Genomic DNA, 22,352 nt, shown 5'->3' with positions numbered 1-22,352 from the left:
AATTTTTGTCAAAATAAAGTGAATATTTTACCATTTATTTTTTCTTCCTTTCATTTCTTATGACCTAATAATTGTTTTTCTTACTTCTTCCGCTAACGGTTGAAGAGGCGTAATAATACGGTCGCTTACCTCCTCCGCTGCTTCTACCATTGAGAGCTGTGCCACTGAAACAACAGTGTTATGCTCTTTTATTAGCTCATGTAAGACATGTTTTACCTTCTGTTTATACTTCTTTAGGTTTCCAGTCATTACTAGTTCAAAAGCACCTTCTATCACAACAGGGCGAACCTTTATCTTTACATTTTGATAAAATGCAAATTCGTCTAGACGCTTCATTGTTCCTTCTACGGTCTCCGGATTTGTAAACACGATAAGCTGCGGTTCTTCTATTTCACATATTCGGTGAAAATAAGGCTCATCAATTTTAATAATTGGAATATCGCTTGTAAATGCTTCTGGTAAAAGAGCAATGTAATTCGTACACGTAAGTAAAATAGCATTCGCTGAACATTCTTCCATCCACTTTAACTGCTTTTCTACTTTTGCAGCTGCTGACTCCGCTGCAAACTTAGGGTCGGTTGTTACCCGATGTACAAGTCCAGGGTCTACGAAATGCATACAGTTCGCAAACGGCAGCGCTTTTTCTATATAAGAGATGTTCGAATGATGAGCGTGCAGGCAAGCAATTTTCTTCATCGTTTTCCTCCTGTATGATGGTCTTTGAAATACTGAATTAAAAATTCCTGGAACTTTTTCGCAACAGGAGTTAAATATTTATCCTTGTTCCACGCAATCCCAATTACCCTTGAAGCTGTGTCTTCTTTGAGCTTTATTTTTTTAATGCCTCGCAAGTCCACTCCCTTTATTTCAGGAAGCAAGGCAATCCCTAAATGAGCCGCTACAAAACCAATTACCGTCAAAAATTCTTCTCCTTCAAACGTAATATTTGGGACAATCTCGGCTTCGTCAAACAGCTGATCAAAAATTGTTCGGCTTCCGTATCCTTTTTTTAACGCGATAAACGATTCATGAGCCAACTCTGAAATCGAAAGCACTTGTTTTGAGGCAAAAGAATGCGTATCAGGGACATACGCGTACAGCTCGTCTTTCCATAAATATTCCCACTGAATTCCTGCCCTAGATTCCGTTACGGAAGACATACAAAAATCAATTTCCCCCGTTTGAAGCTGATCGAGCATGATGTTCGTGGCGTTCTCAAAAATTTGAAATTGAACGTTCGGATACTCTTGTAAAAAAGCATGAACTAGTTTTGGGACCGACGAAGCGCCTAATGATTTTAAAAAAGCAAACGAAATACTGCCGCGGTGAGGGTGGATTAAATCTGAAAGCTCACGTTTAGCTTCTTCCATTTCGTTTAATACTTTAGCCGTTCGTTCATAAAAAAGCCGGCCATATCGATTTAAAATGACTTGTCTTCCTTTTCGTTCAAATAGCGGCACGCCAAGCTCTGATTCTAATTTAGAAATTGAGCGGCTGAGCGTAGGCTGCGCGATTGATAATTTTTCTGCGGCCTTTGTGAAATGTTCCGTTTGAGCTACAACATTAAAATATTCGAGCTGCTGCCATTCCATTTTTTCACATCCTTTACTTATTACATAATACTATCAATTTCATATAAATTATACATTGGACGTCATAAAAAATTCATGTTTAAATGAAGAACGTAGCACTTGCTAAAAATGTTATGTGTCTGCATAGAATAAGTGTTGAAAGAAGGAATTAGTTTATGGATGTTTCAATTGTTTTAACAATGTTAGCCGTCGGACTGATCTTAGGATTTGTCGGAGCAGGCGGATCAGGTTTTATTATTTCAATTTTAACGCTGCTGTACGGCGTATCTGTTCACGTTGCACTTGCAACGGCTCTTACCGCAATGATTTTCTCTTCTTTATCTGGCGCAGTCAGTCATTACCGCGAAGGTAACGTATCTTTAAAATCCGGTATCTCTGTTGGTATCCTCGGTGCATTAGGCGCTTGGATTGGGTCTAACCTTTCATCCTTTATCCCAGAAGGCGAGCTAAAATGGCTAACAGCCGGTATGCTTTTATTATCTGGCGTTTTACTTTGGCTGCGAATGTTTTTATTTTCCCGCCAGCAAAAAGAACGTACGATTCCAACAGGAGCTAAATTTGTCGTCTACTCTTTACTGATCGGCTTAATCACAGGCGCTCTGTCAGGAATGTTTGGAATTGGATCAACTCCATTTATCCAGCTTGGCCTTATGATGGTGTTAGGCTTGTCTATTCGTCAGTCGGCCGGAACGACTATGCTCGTTATTATTCCGATTGCCATCGGCGGAGGAATGGGCTATTATCAGCAGGGCTTTTTAGATATTCCGCTGTTGATCCAAGTAGTAGTCGGCACAATGGTCGGTTCATATATTGGAGCAAAGTTTACAAATCGCGTACCTGCTCCCGTATTAAAAACTTCCCTTGTAGCGCTGCCTATTTTCTCTAGCTTCCTCCTTGTTATATAAGAAAAAAGCTTGAACTCTTGTTCAAGCTTTTTTTATGTCCATCTGATAAACAAACTGCTTTCCTTGGCTTCCAAAAATATGCCGGCCTGTATCGACAAAGCCGCTTCTTTTGTACAGATGCTGCGCGGCCGTGTTTTTATAGTTCACGCCTAGCACCACTTCATTTTTAGTCGGAAAGTGATGGTTGATAAAAGAAGGAAGAAGTTTCAATGACTTTTTGCCAACTCCCTTTCCTTGATAATCAGGATGAATGGAATACGACCGTATTAAAAGCGCGCCGGAGCTCTCGGTATATTCTTTAACGGCTTCCCCTGCGTCGAGCACGAAAAAGCCGGCTACTTTGTTTTCTGCCAAAATCAAAACGGGCGTTCTGTCCTTTTCCTGCTCACAATTAGCTAAGGCTTCAGCGGGAAGTGCCGTATAAATAAGCTGCTCTTCAGGCAGCGTATAGCTATGTATAGACGAGTCGTACGCTTCACTATAACACGCTAGCGTTACGTTTTTTGTATTCTTCATTTTCTGCTGTACTCCTTTTCTTTTTTCATAGTATATCACTCACAAAAAAAAGCCGCATAAAGCGGCTTTTCCTTTATCTAGCGTCGGATACAACGGTAAAGCGTTCGTTTACATGCTCTCCTCGCTCAATTTCATCAATGACAGCAATAGCATAATCAGCATAGCTGACATGGCTGTTTCCTTCTGAGTTTAAAATAACATGATCTTTTCCTGTTTTATAAGCATCCGTTCGTTTTCCTGAAGGATTAAAAAATGCTGCTGGGCTAATAAACGTCCAATTAATATCGCTTGTACTTTCTAAGTCTTTTAAATTTTGAGCTTGGTTGTCAGCTGTCGCTTTATACTCTTTTGGAAAATCAGGCGTATCTGCTAAACGCGTCGTCTTCTCTTCATCGACAAACAAACTGCCTGCTCCTCCTACAACAAGAAGACGAACGTCCGGAGCTTGTTTAAATACATGAATTAACGACTGCCCCGCTTCTACATGCAGATGTTCTTTTCCTTCAGGAGCTCCAAACGCATTCACTACTGCGTCGAAACTTTCAATATCGTTTGCCGTAATATCAAAGATATCTTTTTCCAATGTACGAACATCCTTTTCTTCTACTTTGCCCGCATCACGTACAATTGCTGTTACGTCATGCCCGCGATTTAAAGCCTCTTTCACGATAAAACTTCCTGCTTTTCCTGTAGCGCCTACCACTCCAATTTTCATTTTATAACCTCCAGTAAAATTCTCTATATTTAGGTAATAGCCTTTTTTTGCTTTGCTAAAACACGGCGAAACAGTTTAAGCAAGATAGAGAACAAATAAAGAGACTGGAGCAAAAGTATTCTAGTTGAAGGAAGATCCGAACGTAGGTTTTATATATGTAGGTACTTCTAGCGGTTGATTGGAGGGCAAGGCAAAGACTCCTGCGGGAAAAGCGGAACAGGTGAGACCCCGTAGGAGCGCAAGCGGCGAGGAGGCTCACCGGCCGCCCGCGGAAAGCTAAGCCTTGCATGGAAATCAACTGCGGTGTACTAAACGATCCATACTGGCCCCTTTATCCATTTGTTCGACTTTAGATTAATTTAGTTATGTCTTAATCTCTTTGACAAAAAATAAATAAGTACTTATTCAATTTCAATAAATAACACATGAGCCATAGAATGAATCGATTTAATCAATTCTACTTTATTCCCTTTCTTTTTTGCTTTTCCTTTTATTTCAACAAAATAGAGCAGTTCACCTTGATGATGATCTCGGTGAATTTCATAGGATGAAATCATAATATTTTCCCTTTCAATCTTATCAAGAAGCTCATAAATATCCTCTTGATTCGCTGCACGAAACTTAATTAAAATGGAATGCGTAGAAAGAGATGTAAACATTACGTTCAATATTTCTAAGCCAATCAGCACCAGTATAGTTGCACTAATGCCGACTGTATACATACCCGCCCCAATGGTTAAACCAATTCCTGACGTTGCCCATACGCCTGCGGCTGTTGTGAGCCCTCTAATATGCTGCTTTTGAATAATAATCATACCTGCTCCTAAAAAACCAATACCGCTTACTACTTGTGCGGCAACCCGGCTCGGATCAAGGGCCATATGATCTTGATGAAGCACATCCGAAAAGCCGTATTTCGAAATTAGCATAATTAGCGTGCTACCGACAGCAACTAAAAAATGAGTGCGAAAGCCCGCTTCTTTTGCTCTAAATTCTCTTTCTAATCCAACCAAAGCTCCTAACAGACCCGATAGAGCTAGACGACTAATAAAAGCTGCGGTCATTTTTCCCCCTCCTTTCTCTTCATCTTCATTTTTTCACAAACGCACCTATTAACTATTTCTATTTTTGTTATAATTTACTATAACTAATTTTTGAAGTGGAGGCTAATCAAATTGGATAAAATCATCAATTATTACAGCAGATTCGATGAGTGGGGAAGATTAGAACGCGAGCCTATTGAGTTTCAAGTAAACTGGCATTTTATCAAAAAGCACCTTCCTCCCAGCGGACATATTTTAGATAACGGTGCCGGACCGGGAAGATATGCTTTGAAACTAGCGGAAAGCGGCTACGAATTAACTTTAACTGACTTGACGCCGCAATTAGTTGAGAAAGCCAAAGAAAAAACTTTAGAACGGCAGGTATATGATGCATTTCATGATTTTCACGTGGCGGATGCCAGGAATCTTCAATGTTGTTTCGATGAACAATTTCATGCGGCATTAATGCTTGGACCAATGTATCATTTGCAGAAGAAACAAGATCGTATTCAAGCAGTTCGAGAGCTGTATCGAGTCACGAAACCAGGCGGAACTGTCTTTATTTCGTTTATGCCGCGCGTCCAGCACGTCATTTCTTCTTTAACATCCCCGGAGCGTTTAAAACCAAACAACACGGCAAAAGCGCTGCATGATTTTTATGAATCAGGCTGCTTTGATCATGCCGAAGAAGGCCGGTTTACTCATGCTTATTACGCTAATATTGAGGATATTATTCCTTTTTTAAAGAAGCATGGATTTCAATACATCGAGCTGATTGCCTCTAACGTTGCTTCGTCCGTTAATTCTGAGGAATGGACTTATTGGAAAGAAAAGTCCCCTGAAGAAATGGACAGCATCGTTCAACTGCTTATTCAACAAGCATCAAGTTCTTATCACCTTGGACTTTCTTCTCATTTACTCTATATCGGACGGAAATACTAATAATCACCTCTATTTATCATAGGATAAATAGAGGTGATTATTGATGAATCGTTTATTCAAATGGAGTACAAGCATTTTGTTGCCTTTCATGTGCTGCTTTTTGATTCTCCCTCCCTCTTATGCAAGCGGTGACTATTACTCCTCTTATGCCGAACTGCAGCAGCACGAAATTCTTCACCAAGACTACGATATTCGCTACGAGCAGCGCTTTAGCTACCTATCCATTATGGCCATTCACGGCGGAGGAATTGAACCGGGTACATCAGAAGTCGCCAAAGAACTCGCCGATCATTTTTCCGCTTCTTACTATTTATTCGAAGGCATCAAATCAACTAACAACGGAGTTCTGCACATAACCTCAGAAAACTTTGACGAACCCACTGCTAGAGGAATGACTCAGCAAAGCATGTCCGTTTTGACGATTCACGGCTACAGCGGCAGTCAGCCTATCGTATATGTAGGCGGAAAAAATCAGCTTTATAAAGAGCTGGTAAAGCAATCGCTGCGCAAACACGGCTTTACAGTCCGTGACGCCCCTTCTGATATAGCCGGAACAAGCGAGCAAAATATTGTAAACGATAATCTGCTAAAAGCCGGAGTACAGCTTGAACTCACAGCCGAACTAAGAAAATCATTTTTCGTAAACCACGACTGGTCGAGAAATAACCGTATGAATGTAACGCCGCTTTTTCATACATTTGTATCTTCCTTACAAGAAGCATCTTCTTCCTATCAAACTTTCCTTTACCTACAGATTCACTAATTTTCACAAACTCTCGATTTTCAGACAAAAAACCGGCGCAGTCTGTGTAATCAAACGCGCTGGTTCTTATCTATTTCTCTCGCTAAAATAGACCGTTTAAAGTCTTTTTGTTTAAAGAACTCTTTAATTTCACTTCTTATTGGACGAACCAAGCTTTAAACAGCGAATCTATGCCCGTTTTTATCTCTTCGTCAGACAGTCCCGCAAATCCAAGCAATACATAGGGCGTGTTGTTGTCACCGGCACTATGATAATAAATAGACGTTGGATAAATCGTTACCCCTTGCTTGGCAGCTGCTTCTATTAGTTTCTGCTCACTCATTCCATTTTTTACCTCAAGAAGAATATGCAAGCCTGAATGTTCTCCAATAACATCTACACGTTCTCCCATAATAGTAGTCAAGCAATCTAGCAGCAGCGCTTGTTTTTTACGGTACGTTGTTCTCATTTTATTCAAGTGGCGTTCCCAGTGCCCTTCTTTCATAAACAGAAAGAGCGTATGCTGATGAAGCCTTGAAACAGGCTGTTTAAAAAGTCCACAGTGCTTCACATAGCTTGTACGAAGCCGGTGTGGCAGCACGGCATAACTTATTCGAAGAGAAGGCATCAACGATTTTGAAAACGTACCCGTATAAATAACGCGATCGTCTTGATCTAATCCTTGAAGGGCCGGAATCGGTTTTCCTTTATAGCGAAATTCTCCATCATAGTCATCTTCTATAATATAGCTGTTCGTTTCTGCCGCCCACTCTAGTAGTTCAAGTCTTCTTGCTATCGGCATGACCATCCCAATAGGAAATTGATGAGACGGCGTAATGTACACCGCATCCGCTCCGCTTTCTTTCAGTTCCTTCACTTTCAAGCCAGAATTATCGAGAGAAATAGGGATAACTGACATGCCTTGTTCTTGAAAAACGTGCCTCGTTCGGTGAAAACCCGGATTTTCAAACCCAATTATTTTTTCTTTCCCCAACGTGACAGAAAGCAGCCACATAAGATACTGCGTACCTGCACCTATCACAATTTGCTCCGCTGTGCAGCGCACTCCTCTTGAATGATAAAGATACGCTGCAATTTCTTGGCGAAGAAGCAGTTCGCCCTGTGGATGTCCGCTGTAAAAAAGCTGGCTTTCATCATGATAAATAGTTTGAACCGTTAGCTTTTTCCACGTGTTATACGGAAATTTTTCTACGTCTACCTTTCCATGGCTAAAGTCAATGACAGTTGATTTCCGTTCTTCTTGCGGTAAAGAGACATAGGCGGGAGGCAGTTCTTGAAGCACAACTTCATTTTTTATCTCTTTTACAAATGCCCCTTTCCTGGCTAGTATCTCTATATAGCCCTCTGCTTCTAACTGTACATAAGCTGCTTCAACCGTATTTTGGCTAATGCTTAAATGAAGAGCTAGCTTTCGTTTAGAAGGCAGTTTTTCAAGAGGCGGAATGGTACCTTTTTGAATTTGTTTCTTTATGTAGATATAAAGCTGCATGTATAAGGGATCTGCTTTTCTTTTATCAAGCAAAGGCATTAACTCTAACATAGTGTTCTTTCCTTTCTAACTGATACTATTAAATTCGCTGTTTCTGACACTTACTCTCAGTTCAGGTTCTTCATATACTGGACTATATCTTATAAATCAAGGAGATGACGCAATGACTATCACTTATAAAACCAACGTCTCAATCCGTGCGGAACAAGCTGCTGAAGTATTTGTACATTCCGGTATTAAACGTCCTGCACAAGACCTTGATCGAATTCAAAGAATGCTTGATCATGCTTCTCTTACTATCACCGCTTGGAACGACAGCGAACTCATTGGCATAGCCAGAGCGTTAACAGATTTTAGCTATTGCTGCTATTTATCGGATTTAGCTGTTGTAAAAGATTATCAAAATCAAGGAATCGGTACACAGCTAATCAAACACGTTCAATCAGAAATCGGCGAAGAAATCGCGCTGATTTTACTTTCCGCTCCTTCTGCTATGAACTACTATCCAAAAGTCGGCTTTCATCAAATTGATAACGGATTTAAAATTGATAGAATTCGGTAGACGCGAAGAAAGGAGCTTCTCCTTTCTTTTTATCCAAACGCCTGAGCTGCTATAGCAAAAAGATTGCCCTGTCTAGCAGGTAGGGGATTGACACCATACGCCATAACAGGAGGCTCATTTTGAAGCTGAAATCCGTGATTTTCCATAAGTTTCTTTAACGTTTCCTCATGAGAAGACAGGTCAATTCTCAGCTTTTCTTTGTAATTCTTCGCTAGTTCATCAATGACTAGCATTGCTGCTTCAGCGTTTGGAGCAACTACAGGACCAATCACGATATTGCTTGGGGTACGAACCGCTAAACCATAACCCGTCATTTTATTTTGTTCGTTTTGTAAGACAACTGCTTTTTCAGCTTGCTGAATTCTACTTTTTAAAAATAGCTTTCTATTATCTCCAAATGCTGCTTCATCAAGCTTTACAACCTCTTTGAAGTCCCTTCTCGTTAAGGATCGTGTATAAACCCCTGAAGCTTTAAATGCTCTTGGTATGTATTCACTGCTTATATATTTACTTACATAGTCCACGGTTTTAAACCCTGCTTTTTTATATAAGTGCTCACCTTCTTTTGTCGCAATTAAGTAGGCATTCACCTCAGGGGAAAGAGTTTGCAAACAGTGCTTCATGAGCTGCCCGGCTAACCCTTGTTTTCGGTAATCTTTTCTCACAATTACCATTCCTATAAAAGCTGACTGATTTTTATACAAAATTACTGCTACGCTTGATACAATGTTACCTTTCTCATTTCTATGACCAAATACGTCTCCAGATGAAAAAATCGTATGTAAATCCGCTTCGCTATAATCCCATTTTTCCAACTTAGATAGCACTAGCAAATCCTTTATGTCTTTTTCACTAAATCTTTCTATCATTTCTGCCTATTTCCTCCCAACTTTTCGATGCACTGTACGGCGTTAAAAAGCGTAAAACTAACATACTTATCCACTTTCAATTACCACTTAATCATTAACGAATTCTCTAACTAAATAGTACAGAATAAATAGAATATTTTCTACATTATTCATACGTACCAATGATCCCTTAAAACAAACTAATCATTCGCACATAAATTAATGAAAAAAGACCTCTTTCCAAGAAAGAGGTCTTTTCTTTTATTTCACTAGCTTTTGCTCAGCTGCAGCTGAACCTTGACTTCGTTTGTGGAATCCTTTTGCATAGTACGCGATAATAAGACCGATAAACCATAATGGTCCGATGACAACTGCAATTCTAGTATCTGGATTATATGCCATGAGAACCACCACCAGCGCTAGGAACGCAAGTGACACATAAGATGTTAACGGAAATAAAGGCATTTTATATTTCAGCTTTGCCTCTTCACCTGTTTTTAACGTTTTGCGATACTTAATTTGAGAAAGCAAAATAATTCCCCATGTCCAAATCGCACCGAATGTTGCAATGCTTGTTACCCACGTAAATACTTTGGCAGGCACAATGTAGTTTAACGCTACTCCCACTAATAAAGCACCCGCTGATGCTAAAACAGCTTTTCCCGGTACGCCGCCTTTTGTAAGCTGGCCGTATCCTTTTGGTGCTTCTCCGTGCTCTGCTAAGTTAAACAGCATACGGCCTGTACTAAAAATACCGCTGTTACAAGAAGAAAGAGCTGCTGTTAGCACGACAAAGTTAATAATACCAGCCGCCGCTGGAATGCCGATTTTTTCAAATGTTAATACAAAAGGGCTTCCCTGTGAACCGATTTCTTGCCACGGATAAATCGACATAATGACAAATAATGCACCAACGTAGAAAATAAGAATACGCCAAAAGACAGAATCAATCGCTCTTGCTAGAGATTTTTCCGGATTTTTCACTTCTCCCGCGGTAACGCCGATCATTTCAATTCCTAAATATGCAAACATGACCATTTGCAGCGACAGCAAAATGCCTTTAAATCCGTTCGGGAACAGTCCGCCGTTGTCCCACAAGTTTTTGATACCAGTCGCAACGCCGCCGTTGCCGATTCCAAACACAATCATTAATAATCCAACGGCAATCATTAATACAATCGCTAAAATTTTAATAAGTGCAAACCAAAATTCCAGTTCACCATATGCCTTAACAGCTAAGAAGTTAACCGTTGTCATGATAACAAGCGCCGATAACGCCCAAATCCAGTTTGGTACATCCGGATACCAATACCCCATATAAATACCAACGGCTGTAATTTCAGCCATACATGTTACAACCCATAAAAACCAGTAGTTCCAACCTGTTAAATAACCGGCAAGCGGCCCTAAGTAGTCGCGTGCGTACTTACTGAATGAACCTGCAACAGGTTTTTGAATCGCCATTTCTCCAAGTGCTCTCATAATAAAAAACATAATCATTCCGCTAAATCCGTACGCCAATAATATTCCCGGTCCTGCTAATTTAATAGCAGATGCAGATCCAAGAAACAGTCCTACCCCTATGGCTGCTCCTAAGGACATCAGCGTCACATGTCTTTCTTCTAACCCGCGTTTCAATTCTTTCCCCTGAGTTTTCCCCTGCATAAACGTCTCCCCTTTTTCCAATCTGTCAAAACGAGATGAACACAGCCTTTTTTGTTAGCGCTTTCATATAAGTTTGTGCTAAAAGACAGCTAGGCTGTATATTTGTATTCTATCACCTTTCTCTCACTTTTCTTTTGTCGAAAAACAAAAAAATTATCTTATCATTTTGTTTAAACGCACAATTAGACATAGGCCCTGCTATTTTAATATGTATTTATTATTGCACTTAAGCAATAGTATTTTAAAAAAATAGAAAAACGCCGACTCAACTCCGTCAGCGCATCGTTCATTTTATGCTTTTTTATAAAAACTAGCATTTATCTCGCGGGTTCAAAAGTTTTACAGCCAGGTTCTTCCGTTTCAGAAACATGGTGACTACTTTCAGGACTCACAACGTAAATGGACTCTGCACTGCATTTATTTCCGGATTTCCAATACATGCACTCATTCACTTCACATAATACACCTTGGGCCACTGTTATCCCTCCTTTGCTTGTCTTATCTATTTACTACCCGAAATATAACGATTCTAACATTTTCACGCAAAAAAACCGCTTGTTTATCAAGCGGATCTTTTTATTGCGTGTGTTCAACATACTGTTTTTTAGCTAAATATAACTCACGGCTCAGCGTGATCCGCCGTTCTCTCAAGTGCCTTAATTTAGTCTGAAATTGTTCGTTAGTTGGCTCTTTTTGAATCAAGCGATACGTAAAAGAAATATCTTCATTTAACTGTTTAAAATCTTCCCATATCTCTTGAACTAGGGCGGATTGTTTTTCTTCAAATGAACGATTTTGCTGCGTTTTTAGCGCAGCTAAAGTTTCCTGCTGCCACGTTTCGTCTTTTATTTCTTTGGCTAATAAGTATAGATCTAAATAATCATCAGTGCTTAACGCTGTTTGTCTACTGTTCAATGTCCTCACCTTTTCTATACGAAATGTTTCTTCCTAAGAAGAGGATTTCATCATAGAAAAAGATTCCTCTTCTTATCTGTCAGAGCTAGGCTATGCTGGAATTAGCACCATTCAATAATTGTGGTTGCTGAGGCTTCAAAGGGCCAGTCCCTCCACCTCTCTAGATAAGAATATTTCGTTTTTAAATTATTTCTGGCTATTCTAATATGTTTTATAGGTTACGTCAATAGCTTTTCAATAAAAAGAAAAAAGAAGTAAAATATGGTATGATTTCATAAAGGATGGTGAGCACATGAAACGATATATGTTATCTGCTTTTTTGGGAAGCTTGCTGCTGCTTCTTACTATTGCTTTTTCATCTACTTTCCATATTGCAATTGTCAAAACAACGGGAAGCATCGGAGGAATTATTTTAGCTGCGGCAGCTTTAGTTATGAACGCGCTTGAAGATCCCCCTTCCTCAGATAATACAGGTGGAGGAGCCGTTGAAGTACTAGATAAAGGAGCCGTTTGGGCTACTTATTTACTTTTACTTTCACTGCCAAACCTCATCGCGTGTATAACATCTTATGTTTTATGGACTCGCTGATATTCACCAACGTTACGGACGTTTTACCACCTGTAAGGTCATTGATATTTGTTTATCTACAAATCCAAGGTCACGATACACATGCTGTGCAAAATTCCCAGCATGAACGCTGAGTCTGATTTCAGGGTATCCTTTGATAGACAATTCATCAATTGCTTTTTGTATTAACGGCTTGGCTAAACCTTGCCCGCGGTATTCCGGTACAACATATAATTCGTAGATAAAGCCAATTTCTTCTTTTGAAAAGAAGTCGGTAGATGGGCCGATAAGAACCCAGCCTGCGAGTTTATTTTCTTGTCTTGAAACTAAATAATAACAGCCTTTTTCAAAGGCGCTACCAACTAGTTCATTTACGCGTTCAGCTGACGGATGAAACTGCTTCATTGTTCCTTCAAACAGCGCATCAGCAGATTTCGTCCGAATTTCCTGTAATTCTTCTTCAGTAGCTTTTGCAATCATTATCGATCTCTCCTTTCGTGTTCGTTTTCTACATGCGAGGATAAATTCCTGCAAAATAAAAGTCTTCGCCTAGGCGAAGACTTTTATTTAAATTCAAAATGCTCTTGATGATTACCTTGTTCGTCCGTCCAGTTGATCATGATGTCTAAGCTTGCCGCTTTTCCAGGAACAGCAAAATTCGCATAGCGAAAACGCTGACCGCTTTTGCTTAAGTTAGACCTTTCAATAGGAGAAAACAAGCTGTATTTCGCCTTATTTTTTCCTTCGTGCCGAAAAGCTTGGACCTGCACGCGCTCTACGTCTTTCCCAATGTTTTCAACGGTTAATCCATATGTATGATAGACGTTATTTTTCCACTTTAGCTGATTATCTCCCGTCATGCTCGCTTTTGTCAGTTCAACCGACCATTGTTCAGATGATTTCTTCATTGGAAGCTTCTCAATCGAAAGAGCGCTGACATGAATGGCTGCAAAAGCAAGCCAGACAAAACAAAAAGTGCTGACTGTATAAAATAGTCTTTTCATAGATTTTGATCTCCTTAGAAATTTTAGTAGTAGCATTTCCTGTTCACTTAAAAATTATGATAAACGCTTTAACAAAAAAAAGCCTCTCCATTTAGGAGAAGCTTCTTAAATTAATGCATAAGCAAATCTTTTTGTTTGTCTAATGAGTGTTTTGTATATAAATCTCTTTCAATCGCATATTTAGGACGCTGTTTCACTTCGTTAAAAATCTTGCCAATGTATTCTCCGACAAGACCCATTCCCATTAGCTGCAGGCCGCCTACAAGCCAAATGGATAAAATAAGAGACGTCCAGCCGATTTGCGTATGATCTAAATATTTTTGAATCAGCGCATAAATACCAAACGCAATACTAAAGAGAAAAGAAGCTCCTCCAAGCAGCGTCAATAAGCGTATCGGCGCTACGCTAAAAGATGTAATCCCATCGAATGCAAAAGCAAGCATTTTCTTTAACGGATATTTTGATTCGCCCGCCGTCCGTTCTTTTCGGTCATATGTGACTTCCGTGGAGCGAAATCCTACTAATGGTACAAGGCCTCGTAAAAAGACGTTTCCTTCTTTATATTTCATGAGTTCGCCAAGAGCACGTTTGCTCATGAGACGAAAATCAGCGTGATTTTGAACGAGCTGAATTCCTAGCTTATTCATAAAATGGTAAAACCCTACTGCCGTGGTTCGTTTAAAAAATGTATCGGTTTCTCTGCTGTCTCGAACGCCATATACGACTTCATACCCGAGCCAATATTTCTCCACAAAGGTACGAATGACGCTAATATCATCTTGCAAATCTGCGTCAATGGAAATGACGCAATCAGATTGCTTATGGGCTGCTTCTAGTCCTGCGAGCAAAGCATTTTGATGTCCTACATTTCGCGCTAGCTTTAACCCTTTTACAAATAAATTGCTGCAGCTTTCTTTTTCAATAAGCGACCACGTGCTGTCTTTGCTTCCATCGTCGACAAATAAAATGGTGCTTTCACTCGATACAAGACGTTCATTTATCAGTTCTTTTATTACAGTAGTTAATTGAAAAGATGTCTCTGTGAATACTTCTTCTTCGTTGTAACATGGAACAACAATCGTTAAAATAGGTCTGTTCATGTTATTGCCCCCTTACTTTGCTTCATATACATACACTTTCCAAGCGGACTGTTTATCGTTAAATGCTTTTAAAAAGTGCAAACCGTCACTTTCAGCATTTTCGATTGGAACAGCTGAAAAGATATAGCGACCGCCCATTTTCTTAAATTGGCTGATATTAAGCTGCAAATGACGGATTTTTTTCGTTGAGTCTTTTCGGTAATCATATTTTTTCCCTAGCTCGCTAACAAACACATAGCAGCGGTTGCCCCAGTGATCATAGTAGCTTTCTAACTTTTTATTTTTATCAAGCTCTTTGGCAATGATTTTGCGAAACTCATGTTTATAAGTTAACGGATAGAAGTTGTTATACGTATCTAGCGTATAAAAGCCGTTATACTGAGCAATTGATGGATGAAGCCCAATGCTTGCTACCCGATAAGATGATTTAGGTTTCCCTATATATCTGCTGATTTCATCGAATTGATGGACAGCATAAAATTCTTTGACTGACGGCTCGTGATTGTAGCGATAATAAAGCTCAGGGTTCGCTATAAATAACACAAGCAACTGTAAAACCAAACACACCCACACAAACTTTTTCCACGCTTTGCCCCGCTTCCATAAAACATAGCCGCCAACGGCAAACATCAAATAAATAATGAGCGGGCGTAAAAAATGAAATCTAGCAAAGTTAAACGTATTTAAAAGCTGAAATTTTTCTTTTAGCGGCTCCCATCCTTTATAAAACCAAAACGCATACCAAATCGACAGTAGTAGATTAAGAACAAATAACTGCAAAAACGTTTTTTCAAGCTTTCCTTTCTGATTGCGAGCGACAATCCACAGTACAATAAAAGAAAGCGGTAAAATGACAAAGGTATGAAGCGTCATTACATGTGTATGCCCAAGCGTATAGTTCTTCAAAGTAAGGCGAATGGAATGTCCGAAACTTAGAGTAGAGCTTAAAAATTCATTTCGACTCGTCGGGGCCTCCGGAAACAAAAGAGAATCAACAAGCCGGTATTCAATGAGCAGAAAGACAGCGGTCATCGCTGCAATACTGCTTAAAAAAGGCATATTCCACGCTCGTTTTTTTACTGCATCTCTTAGCCATAGCAGCCCCATCGCTGCTAAAAAGAAGAAAAACCCTAGCACAAAGCTCGCGTAAAACGGAAGCAATAAAAGAGTAAGCCATTCCTTCCACGTTCCTTCGCGGTTTCGAATGGTTAAAAACGCCCACAGCGCCAGCGGCTGTCCTAATGTACTCAGCATCCCCGAAGGCCAAAAAGGAGTAAGTGCAAAAGCAAGTGATACAAGCACTCGAATCGCATAAGCATCCTTGCTTTTGATAAAATGCTTTTTTAATAATAAGTACATTCCAATTAAAGCAAATACGCGCGTGATCGTTTGACTCAGGCTGTATGCAAGCATGGTCGGGAATAAACCATACAGCCACTGAATACCGCTAAATTCTGTTCCAAACGTATTCCTCGGCAATCCGTTAATAATTTGAGGTAATACGGCATGACTGGAGCCAAACAGCTCTCCGCTTCGATGCAGAACTTTATACCACGTAATATTTGAGTCTAAATTATCGTGCACGCGTATATGTGAATTTTCCCCAAGCAAAAACATAGGGGATACATACGCAAGCAGCAAAAGGAAAGCGATAATAAGCAATGTTTTTTCTTTATTCATAGCTGTTTCTTTCTTCATCTGTTAACACCTATTTCCATTTCATAATTACTAGAAGCTACTCGTGTATGACGGCTGCTTCTTTTTTTGCATTAAATACAAAGTATTTTTGACCCGTATAATTTAAAAGCGTATACAGACCTGTTCCAATCAATATACCGACGTCTTTTTTGAACGGACGCACAGCAGCAGGAAGTTGGTGCAATAACCAGCTGGAGAACTGCAGTCCAATATAGTAAGATAAACCGTAGCAAACGCCAATAACCAAAATAAAACGCAGTATGCTTTTAGATAAATGAACTCCGCTTTTAAACGTAAATATTCGATTTAATACGTAGCTAACGACTGCCCCCGCTGCGTTGCCCACAAACGTTGCTGCCCAGTAATGATGAAAGATATGAAGCAGCACATACATAATGGAGAGACCTACTCCTGTATTGACCAGCCCTACTACTAAAAAACGTACAAAAGATCCTTTCATACAAACTCCTTTTGATTTTGATACTTTCATGAAAATTACATATTATTACTTTAAATACAGTTTCAGTGTAGCAACTCCACTTAAAAATCTAATGAAAATAACATTAAAAACAGATGAAAAAAAGTTAAAAGAATCAATAAAAATCAGGATTCTTTTAGCTATTTAGTAGAGCCTTCAATGATTAATTTTTGGTCGCTTTGATTGTCAAACGCATCCACTGCCGCTACTTCTATTTGATACGCAGTATGAGGCTGCAAACCTGATAACGGGAGACTTAGAACATCCGGAACAGGATCGCTGTAATATTGAGAAAATGCATTATATGTTTTGACCACTTCTCCAGTTTTTTTATTTTTGACGGTAATGCGATAAGAATGAACCATCAGATTATCCACCGCTTGCGTAAACTGGATATAAAGCTGATTCGATGAAGCTTTTTCTTGTATAACAGAAATAGTAGAGCTTGGAAGAAAAATCGGTTTTACTAAATCTCGTTCATTCGTGTAGTGAAATTTTTTTGAATCTGCAGGTATGTCAATTTTCCACGCTTCTCCTGTCCACTTATTTGCGTGAAAATCTCGCCTTTTAACTACTACTTTTCGATTATAAACCTCTACAAGAAGACCTTGACTCACATCTCGGTAGCCAGGAGGAAGTTCACCTTGTAAATATCCAGCACCAGGCCATATATACCGAACAGAAGACGTTGCAAGAGATGTAAAATCTCTTTGAAAAATAGTACGAGGATCGTCCAACGGATGGTGGGTATGACCAGAAAATGTAATGACTTGCGGATAAGGTTTTAACGTATTGTAAAGAAGCTGTTCATTCACTTCTATCCCCCATCTGTTTTTCCCGTACAGTGTATTGTTAATAGGCTGATGAATAAAGACAAAAATCGGTTTTTTAGGATCGTCTCGCTTTGCTATCTTCAGCTGTTCTCCAAGCCAATTAATTTGTTTGATTGAATAATCACCGGCGGTCAGACGGCTTTCTGTTCCAAGCATGATAAAATGATACCCTTTTATCACTTGATGAAAATAAAGAGCTTTCATTTTGGTTTTAGATAAAAAACGCTGCTGCGCTTGCTGATTAGTTACGCTGTCCCGGTATTCATGATTACCAATTGTAAAAAGAGATACGGCCTGCGGCTGTTTATTTTGATTATAAATAGAAAAAAAGCGGTCGTATTCTTTTAACGCGCCGGTATCAGCCAAATCTCCTACTACTACAAATGCATCTTGTTTCGGTGCCTGCTCATTTAATTGCGTTAATGCATGTTGAAAAGTACGCAAATCAAGCGTTCCTGTTTCCTTAATATGAACATCACTGATCACAGGAAAAACTAGCTTTGGTTCGATGTATCCGCTTCGTCCGCTCTTCTCTTCGGCTCGTACGTTTAAGGTAATACCGCATATAAGAACACTTATTAATACTAAAGCGAGCCAGTCTTTTTTCAGCGTTTCCATAAAACCGCCGAGCATGATGCTTCCTCCTTTCTTCACTGCTGCGTCTCAGTCATTTTCTCTACGTGTATGAGCTTTTATTTTATGTAATTTCAAAATATCTAATCGTATAGTTTCAATATTTCTTTTCGTGTTTGCACACACTATGTTCACAATCAATTCATTACACTTTTCCTAGTCATAGTGGTATGATTTTCGTATATTACAGACTAATTGCTGAAAATGTAGGAGTGAATATTTTGAAAACGGTCGCTGTTATTGGAGGAGGAATTACGGGCTTAACCACTCTGTACTATTTGCAGAAACTAAAACGAGAACGTAATCTCCCGCTTAAATTATTATTACTAGAGAAACATTCCCATTTAGGAGGGAAAATCAATACGCGTGAAGCTGGGGAATTTATCATGGAAACAGGGGCGGATTCTATTGTAGCTCGAAAAGAAAATGTTATGCCCCTGCTAGAAGAGCTGTACTTAACAAAAGATTTAGTCTATAACGAAACGGGCAAATCGTTTATTTACTCTGCTAATGAGCTGCTTCCAATTCCTGAAGATACCATGTTCGGTATTCCAACAAGCGTAGAATCTCTTTTTAAAAGCGAGCTGATTTCTTCAAAAGCTAAAATTACAGCTTTAAAAGACTTAATTACTAAAAATACAACGTTTACGAAAGACAGCTCAATTGGACTCTTTTTAAAACATTTTTTAGGAGAAGAGCTAGTAGAAAAGCAAATTGCACCTATTTTATCGGGCGTCTACTCTGGCGATTTAGACAAACTCACGATTTCTTCGACTCTCCCGTATCTGCTCGACTATAAAAACACGTACGGCAGCATCATCAAAGGAATGGGAGCCAATGAAAAAAAATTTAAAACGGCAGGAAATAAAAAATTCATTTCGTTTAAACAAGGTTTATCAACGATTATTCACCGCTTAGAAGAAGAGCTTTCTGATGTAACGATCTTAAAAGATACGCCAACCACCAGCATAAAACGGAAGGGTGAACGTTACCAAATCAGTACGCCGGGGCAAGCCCATTCAGCGGATTACGTGGTGTTAGCTACACCGCACACGGCTGCTCAGCACCTGTTGAACGATCCCGAATTAAACGAAGACTTTGAGCAGTTAAAAGATTCTTCTCTGATTAGCGTGTACATCGGCTATGACGTTCCAGACGAATACCTTCCCGCTGAAGGCACCGGGTTTATTGCCTCTCAATCAAGCAACTTAATCGCCAATGCCTGCACATGGACGAGCAAAAAATGGGCTCACACCTCTAAGCGAGGGAATTTGTTAGTTCGCTTATTTTATAAAAGCACGAGTCACTACTTTGACAGCCTGCGGCCGATGTCAAAAGCAGAGCTGCTAGCAGTGGCACAAAAGGACATTGAAAACAGCTTAGGGATCAAAGAGAAGCCCATTGAAAGCGACGTAACCAATTGGGATAAATTGATGCCTACCTATCACCTTAAACACGGTGAACTCGTACGCAGCTTGACTCAAAAATTGCATGACAAGCACCCCGCTATTACATTAGCCGGCTGTTCTTACTATGGAGTAGGCATTGCAGCGTGTATAACAAACGGTAAACAAACGGCTGAAGCTATCTCTCAACAGTTGACTTAAAAAAGGTTTAAAAACAATAAAAGGCCTGAAAATAATATATTATTTTCAGGCCTTTTATTACCTTTTCGTTAGCATATAAAGCTACTTTCCTTACTATTAACAACTCTTTTATCGCTTTTCTTTTTGCAAAGCAGCAGTAGCAAACAATACAAGATAGCGCTCGTCTGAAGTTAATCTAAGCCAATGTTTCACTTTATATCTCACAGGTTTCCGCTCCCTTCCTTCAAGGTTTTATATGAAAAGACTTTATATAAAGGTTCAATAACGATAAGAAATGATGCTTGATATGTATTTTATTCCCACGCCCGCTTATTTACAAACTTTTTTAAACATAAGACTCTTCGTTTATTTCCCTGAAAATAACACCGTTTTCGCCATTATCATCTTACTATTTGAGAAAAACGTGTACATTTCTTTCCTATTTTGACGAACATTGCGATAAATAAAAGCTGCCAATTACGGCAGCTTTTATTTTAAAGGACTAATCTAATTATATTGCCTGATGGATCTTTTGTGATGAAATCTTGGTTTTCTTTAGACACAGCTGCTCCAATTTCACGAAGCTGATTTATTGCCTGCTCCCTTGCTTCTTCAACTGGAAAAACAAGTGTAAATGACTCTAAACCAACGCTGCTTTCAAGAGGACTAGGCGCTCCAATTCCATTCCAAACGTTTAGTCCGATGTGATGATGATAGCGCCCAGTTGAAATAAACAATGCTTGATTATGGTAATTGCTCACAACCTCAAAACCTAATCCATTTCGATAAAAGTTTTCCGTTTGTCCTAATTCAGAAACGTGAAGATGAATATGTCCCATTAAGGTAGCTGAAGGTAATCCTGTCCATGGTTTACCGTTTCCTTCAGCTAATATCGCTTCTGCATCTAAAGGTTTTGTAGCCATTACTACTTCACTGTCATTCCATTCCCATGTACTTGACGGACGATCTCGATAAATCTCTATGCCGTTTCCATCTGGATCTGCCAAGTACAGCGCTTCGCTCACTAGATGATCAGACGCCCCTTGAAGCGGATAACCGCTATTTAACAAATGCTGCAGTATACTTCCTAAATCAGAACGAGTCGGCAACAATAGAGCAAAATGATATAAGCCTGTTGTACGAGGCTGTTTTGCTGTAACGTTTTCCGGCTGTTCAATCGATAACAGCGCGGTGCGTCCATCAGCTGTTAACAGAGCTTTGTTCTCTTTTCTCCCTAAAAGTTTAAACCCGATTATTTGCTGATAAAAAGCAAGTGAGCGCTCTAAATTTTCTACTTTTAAATTTACTTTCCCAACAAATACATGAGGTGCACGGTGAAAATTCATGATTATTTCTCCTTTTGAATATATCATTTTTTAATCAACTTACTTTATGTAACTTATTATATTTTTATAACTTTATTTCGTCAAGTTATTTATTTTACTATCATAACTTAAAGCTTATATCACTGCGCAACCAATTGAATAAGCCCGGCTGCTCATAACATAGTATGAACAGTCGGGCTTATTTATCATTATGTATAAACTATCAAAACAGTTCTCTGCTTTTGCGTTTAATATTTCCATTAACAAAATACTGTATTCTCTCTTTTTGCTCATTTGTCGGCTTTTTATACGTTTCACATTCAAACTGAAAACATGCTTTTTCTAAATCGACTTCATTTCCTACAATTTCTCCAATCGCACTCAATTGGTTTAAATCTCGCCAAAGTTCCTCAGGAGTTTCAGGGTCAAAATGAGATGAGAGATAATACTGCGCATCATATTTTTTAAGCTCTCTCTGAATCCGCTCAAAGTCTTCTTTATCATAACTCCAGTCACCGCTATAAAAATCTGGACATAGACAATCACCTAAAAACAGGACTTTTTCTTGGGGTATGTAGACAATAGACGAGTCCTGCGCGTGTACTCCTCCAATATGCTGAATACAACAAGTGATTCCACCTAGGTCAACTTTCATATGATGATGAAACGTTACGTCTGGCTCCTGTAAAATTAACGCCTCTCGACTCGGCATTTCTTTCTTGATCATATCCCGGCAAAATTCAATTTCCTCCCCCTCCTGGACGCGTTTATCCAAGGAATCATCGTCCCAGCGCAGTGTCTTTAAATAGGCCAGCTTTTTCTTTGTTAAATGATGGCTGATTGTATACTTATTCATTGCATGAATGCCAAATGTATGATCCCAGTGCCAATGCGTAATAGCTACTCCTTTGATTGGAGGGACGCCCATTTTTTCCACTTCTTCTAAAAATGATGATGCATGCGCAGGAGAATTCCCGGCATCTACGATGAAACTATACTTCTCCCCGCAGATAAGCCCGAGCACCGGCCGATCCGTTTCTTCAGAATGAGGAAAGTAATAAACGTAATCCGTTAGTTTTTTCAGCATATTTACACCCGCTTTATATAGTTTAATAAAAGCCTTTTCGCCAAATGGTAAATAATGATAAATAAACTGTATCATACTCGGTGCT

Annotated in this window: 24 protein-coding genes and 1 riboswitch; of the genes, 6 read left to right on the top strand and 18 right to left on the bottom strand. The window is 39.4% G+C overall.

What is annotated here, in order from left to right; translation table 11 throughout:
- Nucleotides 1-57: 57 nt before the first annotated feature.
- Both AC4NPH_RS15890 and AC4NPH_RS15885 read right to left on the bottom strand, forming a co-directional pair.
- Nucleotides 58-696, bottom strand: a complete 639-nt coding sequence (locus AC4NPH_RS15890; RefSeq protein ID WP_098314785.1) for a hypothetical protein — start codon at nt 694-696, stop codon at nt 58-60.
- Nucleotides 693-1,592, bottom strand: a complete 900-nt coding sequence (locus AC4NPH_RS15885) for a LysR family transcriptional regulator (protein WP_013058642.1) — start codon at nt 1,590-1,592, stop codon at nt 693-695. Before AC4NPH_RS15885 ends, AC4NPH_RS15890 begins: the two co-directional genes overlap by 4 nt.
- 155 nt (nt 1,593-1,747) lie before the next feature.
- Between AC4NPH_RS15885 and AC4NPH_RS15880 the strand changes: the two genes are divergently transcribed.
- The gene (locus tag AC4NPH_RS15880) at nt 1,748-2,497 is read left to right on the top strand and encodes a sulfite exporter TauE/SafE family protein (RefSeq protein ID WP_013058643.1); all 750 of its coding nucleotides are present in this window, start codon (nt 1,748-1,750) and stop codon (nt 2,495-2,497) included.
- A 21-nt stretch (nt 2,498-2,518) separates the two neighbouring features.
- Here the strand turns inward: AC4NPH_RS15880 and AC4NPH_RS15875 are convergent, their stop codons facing one another.
- The 3 genes from AC4NPH_RS15875 to AC4NPH_RS15865 all read right to left on the bottom strand — a co-directional run bounded on the left by AC4NPH_RS15875 (nt 2,519) and on the right by AC4NPH_RS15865 (nt 4,792).
- The gene (locus tag AC4NPH_RS15875) at nt 2,519-3,013 is read right to left on the bottom strand and encodes a GNAT family N-acetyltransferase (protein WP_013058644.1); all 495 of its coding nucleotides are present in this window, start codon (nt 3,011-3,013) and stop codon (nt 2,519-2,521) included.
- A gap of 73 nt (nt 3,014-3,086) precedes the next feature.
- On the bottom strand, nt 3,087-3,728 hold the full coding sequence (locus tag AC4NPH_RS15870) for an NAD(P)-dependent oxidoreductase (protein WP_098196885.1): 642 nt from the start codon (nt 3,726-3,728) through the stop codon (nt 3,087-3,089).
- Nucleotides 3,729-4,129: 401 nt separating this feature from the next.
- Nucleotides 4,130-4,792, bottom strand: a complete 663-nt coding sequence (locus tag AC4NPH_RS15865) for an MgtC/SapB family protein (protein ID WP_013058646.1) — start codon at nt 4,790-4,792, stop codon at nt 4,130-4,132.
- A gap of 111 nt (nt 4,793-4,903) precedes the next feature.
- Between AC4NPH_RS15865 and AC4NPH_RS15860 the strand changes: the two genes are divergently transcribed.
- Complete coding sequence (locus AC4NPH_RS15860; protein WP_491938808.1) at nt 4,904-5,713, top strand: class I SAM-dependent methyltransferase; 810 nt, start codon at nt 4,904-4,906, stop codon at nt 5,711-5,713.
- Nucleotides 5,714-5,756: 43 nt separating this feature from the next.
- A complete protein-coding gene (locus AC4NPH_RS15855) occupies nt 5,757-6,476 on the top strand; it encodes a poly-gamma-glutamate hydrolase family protein (RefSeq protein ID WP_098901252.1) in 720 nt (239 codons plus the stop codon).
- A gap of 136 nt (nt 6,477-6,612) precedes the next feature.
- Here AC4NPH_RS15855 and pdxR read toward each other — a convergent pair whose 3' ends face one another.
- On the bottom strand, nt 6,613-8,016 hold the full coding sequence (gene pdxR, locus AC4NPH_RS15850; RefSeq protein ID WP_057273877.1) for a MocR-like pyridoxine biosynthesis transcription factor PdxR: 1,404 nt from the start codon (nt 8,014-8,016) through the stop codon (nt 6,613-6,615).
- Between the two features lie 112 nt (nt 8,017-8,128).
- Here pdxR and AC4NPH_RS15845 point away from each other — a divergent pair, with 112 nt between their 5' ends.
- Nucleotides 8,129-8,527 (top strand): GNAT family N-acetyltransferase, encoded by a 399-nt coding sequence (locus AC4NPH_RS15845; protein WP_013058650.1) that lies wholly within the window; start codon nt 8,129-8,131, stop codon nt 8,525-8,527.
- Nucleotides 8,528-8,556: 29 nt separating this feature from the next.
- On the opposite strand, the gene AC4NPH_RS15840 is transcribed toward AC4NPH_RS15845, so the two are convergent.
- From AC4NPH_RS15840 to AC4NPH_RS15825, 4 genes are all read right to left on the bottom strand, one after another.
- The gene (locus AC4NPH_RS15840; protein WP_029323869.1) at nt 8,557-9,396 is read right to left on the bottom strand and encodes a GNAT family N-acetyltransferase; all 840 of its coding nucleotides are present in this window, start codon (nt 9,394-9,396) and stop codon (nt 8,557-8,559) included.
- Nucleotides 9,397-9,636: 240 nt separating this feature from the next.
- Nucleotides 9,637-11,040 carry an alanine permease AlaP gene (gene alaP, locus AC4NPH_RS15835; RefSeq protein WP_013058652.1) on the bottom strand — a complete coding sequence of 468 codons (1,404 nt, stop codon included), beginning with the start codon at nt 11,038-11,040 and terminating at the stop codon, nt 9,637-9,639.
- A gap of 317 nt (nt 11,041-11,357) precedes the next feature.
- Nucleotides 11,358-11,516, bottom strand: a complete 159-nt coding sequence (locus tag AC4NPH_RS15830; RefSeq protein WP_016765258.1) for a DUF1540 domain-containing protein — start codon at nt 11,514-11,516, stop codon at nt 11,358-11,360.
- 100 nt (nt 11,517-11,616) lie between these two features.
- Nucleotides 11,617-11,964, bottom strand: coding sequence for a hypothetical protein (locus AC4NPH_RS15825; RefSeq protein WP_223268975.1), 348 nt, complete (start codon nt 11,962-11,964; stop codon nt 11,617-11,619).
- Nucleotides 11,965-12,024: 60 nt separating this feature from the next.
- A riboswitch (SAM riboswitch) is annotated at nt 12,025-12,126 on the bottom strand.
- A 121-nt stretch (nt 12,127-12,247) separates the two neighbouring features.
- Here AC4NPH_RS15825 and AC4NPH_RS15820 point away from each other — a divergent pair.
- On the top strand, nt 12,248-12,544 hold the full coding sequence (locus AC4NPH_RS15820; protein ID WP_013058654.1) for a hypothetical protein: 297 nt from the start codon (nt 12,248-12,250) through the stop codon (nt 12,542-12,544).
- A gap of 12 nt (nt 12,545-12,556) precedes the next feature.
- Here AC4NPH_RS15820 and AC4NPH_RS15815 read toward each other — a convergent pair whose 3' ends face one another.
- The 6 genes from AC4NPH_RS15815 to AC4NPH_RS15790 all read right to left on the bottom strand — a co-directional run bounded on the left by AC4NPH_RS15815 (nt 12,557) and on the right by AC4NPH_RS15790 (nt 18,269).
- Nucleotides 12,557-13,003, bottom strand: coding sequence for a GNAT family N-acetyltransferase (locus tag AC4NPH_RS15815; RefSeq protein ID WP_013058655.1), 447 nt, complete (start codon nt 13,001-13,003; stop codon nt 12,557-12,559).
- Nucleotides 13,004-13,086: 83 nt separating this feature from the next.
- Entirely contained in the window at nt 13,087-13,527 is a 441-nt protein-coding gene (locus AC4NPH_RS15810; RefSeq protein WP_013058656.1) for a YozF family protein, read from the bottom strand.
- Between the two features lie 110 nt (nt 13,528-13,637).
- Nucleotides 13,638-14,627, bottom strand: a complete 990-nt coding sequence (locus AC4NPH_RS15805) for a glycosyltransferase family 2 protein (RefSeq protein WP_063672536.1) — start codon at nt 14,625-14,627, stop codon at nt 13,638-13,640.
- 12 nt (nt 14,628-14,639) lie between these two features.
- Nucleotides 14,640-16,325 carry a DUF6044 family protein gene (locus AC4NPH_RS15800; protein WP_053487671.1) on the bottom strand — a complete coding sequence of 562 codons (1,686 nt, stop codon included), beginning with the start codon at nt 16,323-16,325 and terminating at the stop codon, nt 14,640-14,642.
- Nucleotides 16,326-16,362: 37 nt separating this feature from the next.
- Nucleotides 16,363-16,785 carry a GtrA family protein gene (locus AC4NPH_RS15795; protein ID WP_029323880.1) on the bottom strand — a complete coding sequence of 141 codons (423 nt, stop codon included), beginning with the start codon at nt 16,783-16,785 and terminating at the stop codon, nt 16,363-16,365.
- Nucleotides 16,786-16,943: 158 nt separating this feature from the next.
- Nucleotides 16,944-18,269 (bottom strand): metallophosphoesterase, encoded by a 1,326-nt coding sequence (locus AC4NPH_RS15790; protein WP_097812666.1) that lies wholly within the window; start codon nt 18,267-18,269, stop codon nt 16,944-16,946.
- 221 nt (nt 18,270-18,490) lie between these two features.
- Between AC4NPH_RS15790 and AC4NPH_RS15785 the strand changes: the two genes are divergently transcribed.
- Nucleotides 18,491-19,876, top strand: a complete 1,386-nt coding sequence (locus tag AC4NPH_RS15785) for a protoporphyrinogen oxidase (RefSeq protein WP_055990659.1) — start codon at nt 18,491-18,493, stop codon at nt 19,874-19,876.
- Between the two features lie 473 nt (nt 19,877-20,349).
- Here AC4NPH_RS15785 and AC4NPH_RS15780 read toward each other — a convergent pair whose 3' ends face one another.
- Nucleotides 20,350-21,201 carry a VOC family protein gene (locus tag AC4NPH_RS15780; protein WP_063672540.1) on the bottom strand — a complete coding sequence of 284 codons (852 nt, stop codon included), beginning with the start codon at nt 21,199-21,201 and terminating at the stop codon, nt 20,350-20,352.
- Between the two features lie 202 nt (nt 21,202-21,403).
- Complete coding sequence (locus tag AC4NPH_RS15775) at nt 21,404-22,342, bottom strand: MBL fold metallo-hydrolase (RefSeq protein ID WP_013058664.1); 939 nt, start codon at nt 22,340-22,342, stop codon at nt 21,404-21,406.
- Between the last annotated feature and the right edge of the window lie 10 nt (nt 22,343-22,352).

This window comes from Priestia sp. MDV22-iso46 (genome assembly GCF_058629175.1).
The sequence above is the reverse complement of the archived record's forward strand: the minus strand, read 5'-3'. Positions and strand labels throughout refer to the sequence as shown.